Origin of the sequence: Rouxiella badensis (assembly GCF_002093665.1) — a bacterium.
GTDB lineage: Bacteria > Pseudomonadota > Gammaproteobacteria > Enterobacterales > Enterobacteriaceae > Rouxiella > Rouxiella badensis.
Genome location: NZ_MRWE01000023.1, coordinates 1 through 14,198 on the forward strand (window position 1 = coordinate 1; position 14,198 = coordinate 14,198).

The 14,198-nt window shown below is 54.4% G+C and carries 12 protein-coding genes; all 12 read left to right on the top strand.

Annotation, left to right across the window (positions count from 1 at the left end; all coding sequences use genetic code 11):
• Positions 1 to 424 precede the first annotated feature (424 nt).
• The 12 genes from lrhA to nuoL all read left to right on the top strand — a co-directional run bounded on the left by lrhA (position 425) and on the right by nuoL (position 14,184).
• Entirely contained in the window at positions 425 to 1,357 is a 933-nt protein-coding gene (lrhA, locus tag BS640_RS14025) for a transcriptional regulator LrhA (RefSeq protein ID WP_017490253.1), read from the top strand.
• A 761-nt stretch (positions 1,358 to 2,118) separates the two neighbouring features.
• Positions 2,119 to 2,583 carry an NADH-quinone oxidoreductase subunit A gene (locus BS640_RS14030; protein ID WP_026110310.1) on the top strand — a complete coding sequence of 155 codons (465 nt, stop codon included), beginning with the start codon at positions 2,119 to 2,121 and terminating at the stop codon, positions 2,581 to 2,583.
• A 17-nt stretch (positions 2,584 to 2,600) separates the two neighbouring features.
• Positions 2,601 to 3,275 (top strand): NuoB/complex I 20 kDa subunit family protein, encoded by a 675-nt coding sequence (locus tag BS640_RS14035; protein WP_017490251.1) that lies wholly within the window; start codon positions 2,601 to 2,603, stop codon positions 3,273 to 3,275.
• 115 nt (positions 3,276 to 3,390) lie between these two features.
• On the top strand, positions 3,391 to 5,190 hold the full coding sequence (nuoC, locus tag BS640_RS14040) for an NADH-quinone oxidoreductase subunit C/D (RefSeq protein ID WP_017490250.1): 1,800 nt from the start codon (positions 3,391 to 3,393) through the stop codon (positions 5,188 to 5,190).
• A 2-nt stretch (positions 5,191 to 5,192) separates the two neighbouring features.
• On the top strand, positions 5,193 to 5,747 hold the full coding sequence (gene nuoE / locus BS640_RS14045; RefSeq protein ID WP_017490249.1) for an NADH-quinone oxidoreductase subunit NuoE: 555 nt from the start codon (positions 5,193 to 5,195) through the stop codon (positions 5,745 to 5,747).
• Positions 5,744 to 7,108, top strand: coding sequence for an NADH-quinone oxidoreductase subunit NuoF (gene nuoF, locus BS640_RS14050; protein WP_017490248.1), 1,365 nt, complete (start codon positions 5,744 to 5,746; stop codon positions 7,106 to 7,108). Before nuoE ends, nuoF begins: the two co-directional genes overlap by 4 nt.
• A gap of 96 nt (positions 7,109 to 7,204) precedes the next feature.
• Positions 7,205 to 9,931, top strand: a complete 2,727-nt coding sequence (gene nuoG / locus BS640_RS14055) for an NADH-quinone oxidoreductase subunit NuoG (RefSeq protein WP_084912803.1) — start codon at positions 7,205 to 7,207, stop codon at positions 9,929 to 9,931.
• Positions 9,928 to 10,905, top strand: coding sequence for an NADH-quinone oxidoreductase subunit NuoH (gene nuoH / locus BS640_RS14060; RefSeq protein ID WP_017490246.1), 978 nt, complete (start codon positions 9,928 to 9,930; stop codon positions 10,903 to 10,905). The genes nuoG and nuoH overlap by 4 nt, the downstream gene beginning before the upstream one ends.
• Positions 10,906 to 10,922: 17 nt before the next feature.
• Entirely contained in the window at positions 10,923 to 11,465 is a 543-nt protein-coding gene (gene nuoI, locus BS640_RS14065) for an NADH-quinone oxidoreductase subunit NuoI (protein WP_017490245.1), read from the top strand.
• Positions 11,466 to 11,477: 12 nt separating this feature from the next.
• Positions 11,478 to 12,041 carry an NADH-quinone oxidoreductase subunit J gene (gene nuoJ, locus BS640_RS14070; RefSeq protein WP_017490244.1) on the top strand — a complete coding sequence of 188 codons (564 nt, stop codon included), beginning with the start codon at positions 11,478 to 11,480 and terminating at the stop codon, positions 12,039 to 12,041.
• Complete coding sequence (nuoK, locus tag BS640_RS14075; RefSeq protein ID WP_004936014.1) at positions 12,038 to 12,340, top strand: NADH-quinone oxidoreductase subunit NuoK; 303 nt, start codon at positions 12,038 to 12,040, stop codon at positions 12,338 to 12,340. The genes nuoJ and nuoK overlap by 4 nt, the downstream gene beginning before the upstream one ends.
• Complete coding sequence (gene nuoL / locus BS640_RS14080) at positions 12,337 to 14,184, top strand: NADH-quinone oxidoreductase subunit L (RefSeq protein ID WP_084912790.1); 1,848 nt, start codon at positions 12,337 to 12,339, stop codon at positions 14,182 to 14,184. Before nuoK ends, nuoL begins: the two co-directional genes overlap by 4 nt.
• Positions 14,185 to 14,198 lie beyond the last annotated feature (14 nt).

Genomic DNA, 14,198 nt, shown 5'->3' on the forward strand with positions numbered 1-14,198 from the left:
GTCCTATTAGGCAGCGTCGATATAACACATCGGCAAAAGCAATTTGCCGCATGTAGACCAAATAAATAGATTTCAGTCGTTTACCTTTGAGAAATTATTTATATATCGAATTGCTAGCGCTGCGCCGTACCTGCCTCGGCAGCCGTTGAAATGAGCCTTAGTAGCCTTATTGTACAGCTAGGTTAATGATTCTAATTATCAAGCTTTCCAGATGGGAAATTATATTTCTTTGAATTTAATCACTATTTGAAAAAGCACGGTAATCCTGATCATTTTATTGTGAGTTGTCAGGCAGAAATATTTCTCATTTCTTCATTATCTAATGAGTGAGTGTCTTTCAGATCTGGTATTCTGCATTATGCGGGCTCTTTTTCCGCACTATCCAGGGTAGCTTGTTATTAGATTTTAAAAGTGAAGAAAAACTATGACAAATGCAAATCGTCCAATTCTTAATCTAGATCTAGACCTGCTTAGGACCTTTGTTGCAGTCGCTGATTTAAATACTTTCGCCGCCGCCGCCGCCGCAGTTTGTCGTACCCAGTCGGCTGTCAGTCAGCAAATGCAACGTCTAGAGCAACTTGTCGGTAAAGAACTGTTCGCCAGGCATGGACGCAATAAGTTATTGACGGAACACGGTATTCAGTTACTTGGCTACGCAAGAAAAATATTACGTTTTAACGACGAAGCCTGCACTTCATTAATGTATAGCGACGTTCAGGGTGGAGTGACCATCGGAGCTTCAGACGATACCGCAGATACCATCCTGCCTTATCTGTTGAGCCGAGTGACCTCTATCTATCCGAAGCTGTCAATTGACGTGCGGGTTAAGCGTAGCCCGTTTATGTTACCGATGCTTGAAAGTGACGAAGTTGATCTGGCGATCACCACCATGACCACCACCGATCATCCACATATCGTGCTGAGAACGTCACCCACGCTGTGGTATTGCTCTGCCGACTTCTCGTATCCGTCGGGCGACAGCGTGCCGTTAGTGCTGCTTGATGAACCTAGCCCTTATCGCTCTATGGCGATTGAGCACCTCAACAAGGCCGGGATCCCGTGGCGCATTGCCTACGTGGCCTCTACGCTTTCAGCCATCCGTGCTGCGGTGCGAGCGGGTCTGGGCGTTACGGTGCGGCCTATTGAGATGATGAGCCCCGAGCTCAGAGTTCTGGGTGAGCAGGACGGCCTGCCGAGACTGCCGGACACGCAATACGTGTTGTACAAGAACCAGCATTGTGACAACGATCTTGCGCTGGCTATTTTCAACGCTGTTGAACAAGGCAACGATCCTTATTCGCTCAATAGTTACGCCCAGCGCGCCAACGTTGACGACGAATACGAAGAAGCGCCGTAGACTCGTTCTTAATGTTTTTTTCCTTTTCCCCGCCCTCCTGTTAACGCTTCAGGGCCGGGGACAGGAAAACTACAAAGACCAATAAATAACCAACTCATTAGTTTTTCTTTACCAACCTGCTATTTCCCCGACTTAACTCCGCTTAATCATTCCCTTAAATTGTCTCATTACGCAACTATCACCTCACACAAATCATGGACTTTTTGGGGCCCAAATCCTCCGTCGTGATACTAAGATTTTTTGATGAAATGCATTTTTATTTTAAATGATTAAACAAAATTCATTCAATAATTGTCTTATTTTTTAGCAATCTTGCCTAAAACGTGTCCTGGATCAATAAATAACCCTGTTTCCAGAGTGGAAGAATGGGGCATACCTGCGACAATAGTAGGGGTAGGCGCTAAAGCATTGACTCTCGTTAACCACCATCCTTTTTTTTTAACTTTTTGACTGACTCGATTTAGCTGTCGAAGTTCGCATGTTATGTTAATAAAATGCTAAAGATGTAAAATAACGTAGAGATACTTTTGTCAAAGTTGACAAAAGGTTATAGAAAAGGGTAAAAAGCCCACAGTAATTCACTGGATAATCGCTTTTAAACCCCTGAGTCTATGAGATTACCGCCAGTTTGGGGTGATATCGGTCAGCAGGGAACCCGTGAACGCTGGTGGTTCTTAATCCTTCCCTTGAATCGATGTGGCAGGCAAGTTGCCGGGCAAGAGCAAATGCATCACGCCACTTTTGATGAGTAAGCATAGAGTATGTCAACAGCCACAGATGTCACCGCTCATAACTGGGCGCTCGCAGTTTTTCTAATAATCGCAGTCGGCCTGTGTTGCCTGATGTTGTTAGGCGCAGCTTTCCTGGGAGGGAAGGTTCGCGGACGCAACACGGAAACGCCCTTCGAGTCGGGTATCGCCCCCGTGGGTACGACTCATATGCGTCTCTCGGCAAAATTCTATCTGGTCGCCATGTTCTTCGTTATTTTCGATGTGGAAGCCCTGTATCTCTATGCATGGTCTACGTCGATTCGCGAGAGTGGGTGGACCGGCTTTGTCGAAGCCGCGATTTTCATTTTTATCCTTTTAGCCGGCCTGTTTTATCTGGTTCGCATCGGCGCGCTTGACTGGACCCCGACTCGTTCGAAAGGTCCTGTGAAAGCTAGCCCGGTTATCCCGAGCCCAGTCATTAAGACCAGCAATCACCCGCAAGGCAATCGCCAATAAAAAAGTGAGGCATCAAGATGGACTATACGCTCACCCGCTTAGACCCAAACGGTGAGAACGACCGTTACCCCCTGCAAAAACAAGAGACGGTTGCCGACCCTCTTGAGCAGGAAGTGAACCGCAGCGTGTATATGGGGAAACTCGAACACGCTTTACATGACGTGGTGAACTGGGGTCGTAAAAACTCGCTTTGGCCATTCAACTTTGGTCTCTCATGCTGCTACGTAGAAATGACAACGTCATTTACCGCCGTGCATGACGTGGCGCGATTTGGCTCGGAAGTTATCCGTGCTTCACCGCGTCAGGCTGACTTTATGGTGGTTGCCGGTACCTGCTTTACCAAAATGGCGCCGGTTATTCAGCGCCTGTACGACCAGATGCTCGAACCTAAATGGGTTATCTCGATGGGTGCCTGCGCCAACTCCGGCGGCATGTATGACATCTACTCCGTGGTGCAGGGCGTTGACAAGTTCCTGCCTGTAGACGTTTACATTCCGGGCTGCCCGCCGCGCCCCGAGGCCTATATGCAGGCACTGCTGTTGCTGCAGGAGTCGATCGGCAAAGAGCGTCGCCCACTGTCATGGGTGGTCGGTGACCAGGGTGTTTATCGCGCCAATATGCAGTCTGAAAAAGAGCGTAAACGCGCCGAGCGTATTGCCGTGACGAATTTGCGCACCCCTGACGAGATTTAACACTGTTCGTCAACCCTGAGGGGCAAGGCCGTCAGGACAAGATTATTAGAGACGACGGTGCACTAAAACGCTTTTCCCCTTGGGCATAAATGACCATTTAGTGTGGTGAGAAAATATGACAGATTTGACGACGCAAGACCTCGCACAGCCAGCATGGCAAACCCGCGATCATCTCGATGATCCGGTTATCGGCGAGCTGCGTAACCGTTTTGGGCCTGAGGCCTTTTCTGTTCAGCCGACCCGTACCGGTATCCCGGTGGTGTGGGTAAAACGCGAGCAGATACTGGAAGTCATTACCTTTTTACGCAAACAGCCGAAGCCTTACGTCATGCTGTACGACTTGCATGGCGTGGATGAGCGTTTGCGTAACCACCGCGACGGTTTACCGGCCGCGGATTTCTCCGTTTTCTATCATCTGCTTTCAATCGAACGCAACAGCGATATCATGCTCAAGGTCGCGCTGGCTGAAAACGATTTGCACCTGCCTACGCTGACCAAAGTTTACCCAAATGCCAACTGGTATGAGCGTGAAACCTGGGAAATGTTCGGTATCACCTTCGACGGCCACCCACATCTGACGCGCATCATGATGCCGAAGACCTGGGAAGGGCATCCGCTGCGCAAAGACTATCCTGCGCGCGCGACCGAGTTTGACCCGTTCGAGCTGACCAAGCAGAAAGAAGACCTCGAGATGGAGTCGCTGACCTTCAAGCCTGAAGACTGGGGCATGAAGCGCGGCACCGAAAACGAAGACTTTATGTTCCTGAACCTCGGTCCTAACCACCCGTCTGCCCACGGTGCGTTCCGCATTGTGATGCAGCTCGACGGGGAAGAGATTGTCGACTGCGTTCCGGACATCGGTTATCACCACCGCGGTGCAGAGAAAATGGGTGAGCGCCAGTCCTGGCACAGCTACATCCCTTACACCGACCGCATCGAGTACCTCGGCGGCTGCGTTAACGAAATGCCTTACGTGCTGGCGGTTGAAAAACTGGCAGGAATCACCGTCGGCGATCGCGTTAACACTATTCGCGTGATGCTCTCCGAGCTGTTCCGCATTAACAGCCACCTGCTTTATATCTCTACGTTCATTCAGGACGTTGGCGCAATGACGCCGGTGTTCTTCGCCTTCACTGACCGTCAGAAAATCTATGACGTCGTCGAGGCGATTACCGGTTTCCGTATGCACCCGGCGTGGTTCCGCATCGGTGGCGTGGCGCACGACCTGCCGAAAGGTTGGGAACGCCTGATGCGTGAGTTCCTCGAGTGGATGCCAAAACGCCTCGATTCCTACATGAAGACGGCGCTGAAAAACAGCATCCTGATCGGTCGTTCCAAAGGTATTGCTGCCTACAACGCAGAAGATGCGTTGGCTTGGGGTACCACCGGTGCGGGCCTGCGAGCAACCGGCATCGAATTTGACGTGCGCAAATGGCGTCCGTACTCCGGCTATGAAAACTTTGACTTCGAAGTTCCGGTCGGTGACGGCATCAGCGACTCTTATTCCCGCGTTATGCTGAAAATGGAAGAGATGCGTCAGAGCCTGCGTATTCTGCAACAGTGCGTCGACAACATGCCGGCTGGCCCGTTCAAGGCCGATCACCCACTGACGACGCCACCGCCGAAAGAGCGCACGCTACAGCACATCGAAACCCTGATAACCCACTTCCTGCAGGTTTCGTGGGGGCCGGTTATGCCTGCCAACGAATCCTTCCAGATGATCGAGGCAACGAAAGGGATCAACAGCTACTACCTGACGAGCGATGGCAGCACCATGAGCTACCGCACCCGCGTGCGTACGCCGAGCTTCCCGCACTTGCAGCAGATCCCGTCGGTTATCCGTGGCAGCCTGGTTTCGGACCTGATCGTCTACCTGGGCAGTATTGATTTTGTAATGTCAGATGTGGACCGCTAACGATGACAGATCTTAAAAAAGACTCAGAGGTTCAGTACATCAACGTCTCTACGCCTGCGGCTTTTGCTGCTCAGGCGAACAAGCAGACGTTTGAGCTGAGCGCGACTGAACGTGACGCGATTGAACACGAGAAACATCACTACGAAGATGCGCGTGCTGTCTCGATTGAAGCGCTGAAAATCGTGCAGAAAGAGCGCGGTTGGGTGCCAGACGGTGCAATCTACGCCATCGCCGACGTGCTGGGGATCCCTGCCAGCGACGTAGAGGGTGTTGCGACGTTTTACAGCCAGATCTTCCGCCAGCCTGTGGGCCGCCACGTGATCCGCTATTGCGACAGCGTGGTGTGTCATATCACCGGCTATCAGGGTATTCAGGCTGCTATCGAAGAAAAGCTCAATATCAAACCGGGTGAAACCACGCCGGACGGACGTTTTACCCTGCTGCCAACCTGCTGTTTGGGCAACTGTGATAAGAGCCCAACGATGATGATCGATGAAGACACGCACAGCTACCTGAAACCAGAAGAAATTGGTCAGTTACTGGAGCGTTACTCATGAATATCTACGGTTACACGCCTAAAGAAATCATCCGTACCCCGGAGATGCATCCGCTGACCTGGCGCATGCGCGAAGACCAGCAGCCGGTGTGGATTGACGAATACCGCAGCAAAAACGGTTACGCCGGTGCAGAGAAAGCGCTCGGCGGCATGTCGCCTGACGAGATAGTCGCGCTGGTCAAAGACTCTGGTCTGAAGGGGCGTGGCGGCGCGGGCTTCTCTACCGGTCTGAAGTGGAGCCTGATGCCGAAAGACGAATCCATGAACATCCGTTACCTGCTGTGTAACGCTGATGAAATGGAGCCGGGTACCTATAAAGACCGCCTGTTGATGGAGCAAATGCCGCATCAGCTGGTTGAAGGTATGTTGATCAGCGCCTTTGCGCTGAAGGCCTACCGTGGCTACATCTTCCTGCGCGGTGAGTATATCGAGGCCGCCGTTAACCTGCGTCGCGCGATTGAAGAAGCGCGTGCTGCCGGATTTATTGGCAAAAACATTCTCGGCACCGGGTTCGATTTCGAGCTGATGGTGCACACTGGCGCGGGCCGCTATATCTGTGGCGAAGAAACCGCGCTGATTAACTCGCTGGAAGGCCGCCGCGCCAACCCGCGCTCCAAGCCGCCGTTCCCGGCGTCTGTCGGGGCATGGGGCAAGCCGACCTGCGTTAATAACGTTGAAACCCTATCGAACGTTCCGGCTATCTTGGCCAACGGCGTCGACTGGTACAAAGGCATTTCGACCAGCGAAGACACCGGCACCAAGATGATGGGCTTCTCCGGCCGCGTGAAGAATCCGGGCGTGTGGGAATTGCCGTTTGGCACCACGGCACGCGAAATTCTCGAAGACTACGCGGGCGGTATGCGCGACGGGCTGAAATTTAAGGCCTGGCAGCCGGGCGGGGCAGGGACCGACTTCCTGACCGACCAGCATCTCGACCTGCCGATGGAATTTGCCAGCATCGGCAAGGCCGGTAGCCGTTTGGGCACCGCGTTGGCGATGGCCGTCGATCATGAAATCGGCATGGTTTCTCTGGTGCGCAACCTTGAAGAGTTCTTCTCGCGCGAGTCCTGCGGCTGGTGTACGCCTTGCCGTGACGGGCTGCCGTGGAGCGTCAAGATCCTGCGCGCACTGGAGCGCGGCGAAGGGCAGCCCGGGGACATCGAAACCCTCGAGCAACTTTGCCGTCAGCTTGGCCCGGGTAAAACATTCTGCGCACATGCGCCGGGTGCCGTGGAGCCATTGCAGAGTGCGATTAAATATTTCCGGGACGAGTTTGAAGCGGGCATCGCCAAGCAACACTACAACAATGCGCGGGCAATTGGCGGCATACAGCCAAATAACCTGCTCAAAGAGCGATGGTAACGACTTGAAAATTTATGCCTGAGAAATCGGGCAGTTCCGGCCAGAATTTTTGATTAACGCTCACTGAAAGGTGAGCCTTGTGGAAGCATGCTGACTATGGCTACGATTCATGTAGACGGCAAAGAATACGATGTAAATGGAGCGGACAACCTACTTCAGGCTTGCCTCTCTCTTGGCCTCGATATTCCTTATTTTTGCTGGCATCCGGCGCTGGGAAGCGTCGGCGCTTGCCGCCAATGTGCGGTTAAGCAATACCAAAACGCGGAAGATACGCGCGGCCGTTTGGTTATGTCATGTATGACGCCTGCGTCAGATGGAACCTTTATTTCCATCGATGACGGAGAAGCCAAACAGTTCCGTGAGAGCGTAGTGGAATGGTTGATGACCAACCACCCACACGACTGTCCGGTGTGCGAAGAGGGCGGTAACTGTCACCTGCAGGACATGACAGTCATGACCGGCCACGCCACGCGTCGCTATCGTTTCACCAAACGTACCCACCAGAATCAGGATCTCGGTCCGTTCATTTCTCACGAGATGAACCGCTGCATCGCCTGTTATCGCTGTGTCCGTTACTACAAGGACTACGCGGACGGTACCGATCTCGGGGTGTATGGCGCGCACGACAACGTCTACTTTGGTCGTCCGGAAGACGGTCCGCTGGAAAGCGAATTCTCCGGCAACCTGGTCGAGGTCTGCCCGACGGGCGTATTCACCGACAAAACGCACTCCGAGCGCTACAACCGTAAATGGGACATGCAGTTTGCCCCTAGCGTTTGCCAGCAGTGCAGCGTGGGCTGTAACACCAGCCCGGGTGAGCGCTACGGCGAACTTCGTCGTATCGAAAACCGCTACAACGGTACCGTGAACCGCTACTTCCTTTGCGACCGTGGCCGCTTTGGTTACGGCTACGTAAACGCTAAAGATCGTCCTAAGCATCCACTGCAGCAGCGTGGCAACGACTGGATCTCCCTGAACGCCGAGCAGGCAATGCAGGGCGCGGCGGATATTCTGCGTCAATCAAGCAAAACTATCGGTATTGGTTCACCGCGTGCCAGCCTCGAAAGCAACTTTGCGCTACGCGAGCTGGTGGGAGCAGAGAACTTCTACACCGGTATCAACGCCGCTGAGCAAAATCGTCTGGCACAGATACTGAACATCCTAAAAAACAGCGGCGTGTATACGCCTGCATTGCGTGAAATCGAAGATTATGACGCCGTGCTGATTCTGGGTGAAGATTTGACGCAGACCGGCGCGCGCATTGCGCTGTCCGTGCGTCAGGCGGTGAAGGGGAAAGCCCGTGCCATGGCCGCAGCGCAGCGCGTTGCTGACTGGCAGATTGCGGCAATCCAGACCATCGGCCAGCATGCCAAATACCCCTTGTTCATGACCAACGTCGATAACACCCGTCTTGATGACATCGCCGCGCTGAACTACCGTGCGCCGGTCGATGAACAGGCGCGTTTCGGTTTTGCGATAGCCCACGCTATTGACGAGGCCGCACCGGGTGTTTCTGACCTTGCTGAAGGCGTTGGCAAGAAAGTTGACATGATTGTGCAGGCGTTAACCGGCGCGAGAAAACCGCTGATTATCACCGGGACCAACGCGGGCAGCGATGCCATCATCGAAGCGGCCGCCAACGTGGCGAAAGCCCTGAAAGCGCGCGGCAGCGACGTCGGTATCACCTTTGTGGCGTCTTCTGCCAACAGCATCGGTCTGTCGATGATTGGCGGCGGCAACCTTGATGAGGCCCTGAGCCTGCTGACCAACGGCGACGCCGATAGCGTTATCGTGATGGAAAACGACCTCTATCGTCAGGCACCGGAAGCCAGCGTCGATGCTGCACTGTCCAAAGTGAAAAACCTGCTGGTCGTTGACCATCAGCGCACCCGCATCATGGACAAGGCTAGCCTTATCCTGCCTGCGGCGAGCTTTGCCGAGAGTGACGGTACGCTGGTCAATCAGGAAGGCCGCGCCCAGCGCTACTTCCAGGTTTACGACCCGGCCTACTACGATACGACGGTGGCGATGTTTGAAAGCTGGCGCTGGCTGCATTCGCTGCACTCTACCATTAACAGCCGTCGCGTTGACTGGACTCAGCTCGATCACGTTATCGAAGCCTGCGTCGCCGTGCTGCCTCAGCTGAAAGGTATCGTCGAGGCCGCACCGGATGCGACTTTCCGTATCCGCGGTCAGAAGCTGGCGCGTTCTCCTATCCGTTCGAGCGGACGTACCGCCATGCGTGCCAACATCAGCGTGCATGAACCGCGTCAGCCGCAGGACAAAGACACCATGTTTGCCTTCTCGATGGAAGGGAACAACAGCCCGTATGCCAATCGTCAACAGGTGCCGTTTGCTTGGGCTCCGGGCTGGAACTCCCCGCAGGCGTGGAACAAATTCCAGGCCGAAGTCGGTGGCAAACTGCGTCACGGTGACCCAGGTGTGCGTCTTATCGAAGCGGGAGAGGGCAGCCTCGACTACTTCGGCAACATTCCTGCTGCGTTTACCGCCGAGGAAAACCACTGGCGCGTTGCCCCTTACTACCACCTGTTCGGTAGTGAAGAGATGTCTCAGCGTTCGAGCGTTATCCAGCAGCGTATGCCAGAGCCTTACGTGATGGTTAACCCGTCCGATGCCGCAGCACTCGGCGTTAATCAGGGCACGCAGGTCGAGTTTACCTGTGCTGGACAAACCCTGACGCTGCCGGTTCGTCTGAGTGAGACCCTCGATAAAGGACAAGTTGGTCTGCCGCTGGGCTTACCGGGAATTCCTCCGGTGCTGGTTGGCGCAACGGTTGAGAATCTGCGGGAGGCAACCCGATGAGTTGGTTTACACCTGAAGTTATCGACACGATTATCGCTGTGGTTAAAGCGGTGGTCATCCTGTTGGTTGTGGTTACCGTCGGGGCATTTATGAGCTTCGCAGAACGCCGTCTGCTGGGCCTGTTCCAAAATCGATACGGACCTAACCGTGTCGGCTGGGGCGGCTCGTTGCAGCTGGCTGCCGACATGATCAAGATGTTCTTTAAAGAAGACTGGGCGCCGAAATTCTCGGACCGCGCCATCTTTACGCTGGCACCGATGATTGCCTTCAGCTCCATGCTGATGGCCTTCGCGATTGTGCCGGTGGCACCGACCTGGTATGGCGCCAACCTGAATATCGGCATCCTGTTCTTCCTGATGATGGCGGGTCTGACGGTTTACGCCGTGCTGTTTGCTGGCTGGTCCAGTAACAACAAATACTCGCTGCTCGGTGCAATGCGCGCCTCGGCCCAAACGCTGAGCTATGAAGTGTTCCTCGGCCTGTCGCTGATGGGCGTCGTGGCGCAGGCGGGATCCTTTAACCTGCAGGACATCGTGCATTCCCAGGAACACCTGTGGAACATCATCCCGCAGTTCTTTGGGTTCCTGACCTTCGCGATAGCGGGCGTAGCCGTTTGTCACCGTCACCCGTTTGACCAGCCAGAAGCCGAACAGGAACTGGCCGACGGTTATCACATCGAATATTCCGGCATGAAGTTCGGTCTGTTCTTCGTGGGCGAGTACATCGGTATCGTCACTGTTTCTGCGCTGATTGTGACGCTGTTCTTCGGGGGCTGGCAGGGACCGTTCCTGCCGCCGTTTATCTGGTTTGCGTTGAAGACTGCGTTCTTCATGGTGATGTTCATCTTGCTCCGCGCCGCGTTGCCGCGTCCTCGTTACGATCAGGTGATGTCATTTGGCTGGCGTATATGCCTGCCGCTGACCTTGCTGAATCTGTTGGCAACCGCTGCGGTCATTTTGTACCACGCAAATTAATAAGGGGTGATTGAACCATGACATTGAAAGAGCTAGTGGTTGGTTTCGGCACCCAGGTTCGCAGTCTGTGGCTGATAGGTCTCCATGCCTTCGCCAAACGTGAAACCTTGATGTACCCGGAAGAACCTGTATATCTGCCGCCGCGCTACCGTGGTCGCATTGTGTTGACGCGTGACCCTGACGGTCAGGAGCGTTGCGTTGCCTGTAACCTTTGCGCGGTAGCCTGCCCTGTAGGCTGTATTTCGCTGCAAAAAGCAGAGATGAAAGACGGTCGTTGGTATCCGGAGTTTTTCCGCATCAACTTCTCGCGCTGCATCTTCTGCGGCCTGTGCGAAGAGGCATGTCCGACGACGGCGATTCAGCTGACGCCAGACTTCGAGTTGGGTGAATTCAAACGCCAGGATCTGGTGTATGAAAAAGAAGATCTGTTGATTTCAGGACCCGGTAAGTATCCGGAATATAACTTTTACCGGATGGCCGGTATGGCCGTTGACGGCAAAGCGAAAGGTGAAGCCGAAAACGAAGCCAAGCCGATCAACGTCAAAGGTCTGATGCCCTAAGGAGCCGCAAGCATGGAATTTGCATTTTATATTGCAGCCCTGGTGGCCGTGTTGGCGACGTTGCGCACTATCACGCACACCAACCCGGTACACGCACTGCTGTACCTGATCATCTCGCTGCTGGCAATTGCCGCCGTGTTCTTCTCGCTCGGCGCATACTTCGCTGCCGCGCTGGAAATCATCGTCTACGCCGGTGCCATTATGGTGCTGTTCGTGTTCGTGGTGATGATGTTGAACCTCGGCAACGTGCAGGAACAGGAGCGCGCCTGGCTGAAACCCTCGACCTGGATTGGGCCGTCGATTCTGGCCGTCGTGCTGCTGGCGGTGATGATTGCTTCCATCACCGGTCTGCATGACCAGGGGATCAAGGGCACGATGGTTGACGCGAAAGCGGTCGGTATCGCGCTGTTCGGTCCTTACGTACTGGCGGTCGAGCTGGCATCAATGCTGTTGCTCGCCGGTCTGGTAGTGGCCTTCCACATCGGACGTGAACACAAGCCGGGTGAAGTGCTCGGCAACGCATCCGCTGCGCCGGTCAAAGAGATGGCAAAAAGAAAAACGGAGGAGAGAGCATGATCCCTCTACAGCATGGCCTGATCCTGGCCGCTATCCTGTTCGTGTTGGGACTGACCGGATTATTGGTACGACGTAACCTGCTGTTTATGTTGATTAGCCTTGAAGTGATGATCAACGCGGCGGCGCTGGCCTTTATCGTAGCCGGCAGCTATTGGGGACAGGCAGACGGACAGGTGATGTATATCCTGGCCATCAGCCTCGCGGCAGCGGAAGCCAGTATTGGTTTGGCCTTACTGCTGCAACTCTATCGTCGTCGACATACCCTGAATATCGACACTGTCAGTGAGATGCGCGGATGAACCTATTATATTTAACAATTCTGTTCCCGCTGATTGGCTTCCTGTTGTTGGCCTTTTCTCGCGGGCGTTGGTCTGAAAATACGTCGGCTACCGTCGGTGTAGGCTCAATTGGTCTCGCCGCGCTGGTGACCCTTTATGTTGGCATTAACTTCCTGAGCCAGCGTGCTGCGGGTGTTCCGGTATTTAACCAGAACCTGTGGACCTGGATGCAGGTCGGCGATTTCAACATCTCCGCCACGCTGACCCTCGACGGGCTGTCGATGACCATGCTGTCCGTGGTAACCGGCGTCGGTTTCTTCATCCACATGTTTGCCTCTTGGTATATGCGCGGTGAAGAGGGTTACTCACGCTTCTTCGCTTATACCAACCTGTTTATCGCCAGCATGGTGATTCTGGTGTTGGCCGACAACTTGCTGCTGATGTACCTCGGCTGGGAAGGGGTAGGGCTGTGCAGTTACCTGCTGATTGGGTTCTACTACACCAATCCAGACAATGGCGCGGCGGCGATGAAAGCCTTTATCGTGACCCGCGTGGGTGACGTGTTCCTGGCTTTCGCGCTGTTCATCCTCTACCGCGAACTAGGTACGCTGAACATTCGTGAACTGATGATCCTGGCACCGCAGAAGCTGGCAGTGGGCGACACGACAATCACCTGGGCAACCCTGATGCTGCTGGGCGGCGCGGTCGGTAAATCGGCGCAGCTGCCGTTGCAGACCTGGCTTGCCGATGCGATGGCGGGTCCAACTCCGGTTTCGGCCCTGATCCACGCTGCAACGATGGTGACGGCGGGTGTCTATCTGATTGCCCGCACGCACGGCCTGTTCCTGATGGCACCTGACATCCTGCATCTGGTGGGGATTGTGGGGGCGGTAACGCTGGTGCTGGCTGGTTTTGCGGCCTTGGTGCAGACCGACATCAAACGCGTCCTCGCTTACTCGACCATGAGCCAGATTGGCTATATGTTCCTGGCGCTGGGTGTTCAGGCGTGGGATGCGGCTATCTTCCACCTGATGACGCACGCGTTCTTCAAAGCCTTGCTGTTCCTGTCCTCCGGCTCGGTTATCCTTGCCTGCCATCACGAGCAGAACATCTTTAAGATGGGCGGCCTGCGTAAGTCGATTCCACTGGTTTACGTCTGCTTCCTGGTGGGGGGCGCGGCGCTGTCAGCCTTGCCAATCATCACTGCCGGCTTCTTCAGTAAGGACGAAATTCTGGCGGGTGCGCTGGCTAATGGCCATATCGATCTGCTCCTCGCAGGGCTGGTCGGAGCGTTTATGACCTCGCTTTACACCTTCCGCATGATCTTTATCGTCTTCCACGGCGAAGAGAAAATTAAAGCGCATGCCGGTAAAGGGATTACTCACCACTTACCCCTGCTGGTTCTGCTGGTCCTGTCTACCTTCATTGGCGCGATGATTGTTCCGCCACTGCAGGGCGTGTTGCCGGGTACCACCGAACTGCCTCACGGCACAGTATTGAAGCTTGAAATCACCTCGGGCATAGTCGCCATCGTCGGCATTCTGCTGGCTGCGGCACTGTATCTCGGCAAGCGCTCGCTGGTTAACAGCATCGCAAAAAGCGCGCCGGGACGCTTCTTCACGACCTGGTGGTTCCATGCCTGGGGCTTTGACTGGCTGTACGACATGATTTTCGTGAAACCCTATCTGGGTGTCGCGAAACTCCTGCAACGCGATCCGTTGAACTCATTAATGAATATTCCTGCCGTGTTCTCCCGCTTGGGTAACCGTGGGCTGACATTGAGTGAAAACGGGCAGACGCGGTGGTATGTCGCGTCGATGGGATTGGGTGCAGTCGTCGTTTTAGCGCTGTTACTGGTGATTTAAAAACATAGGGACCT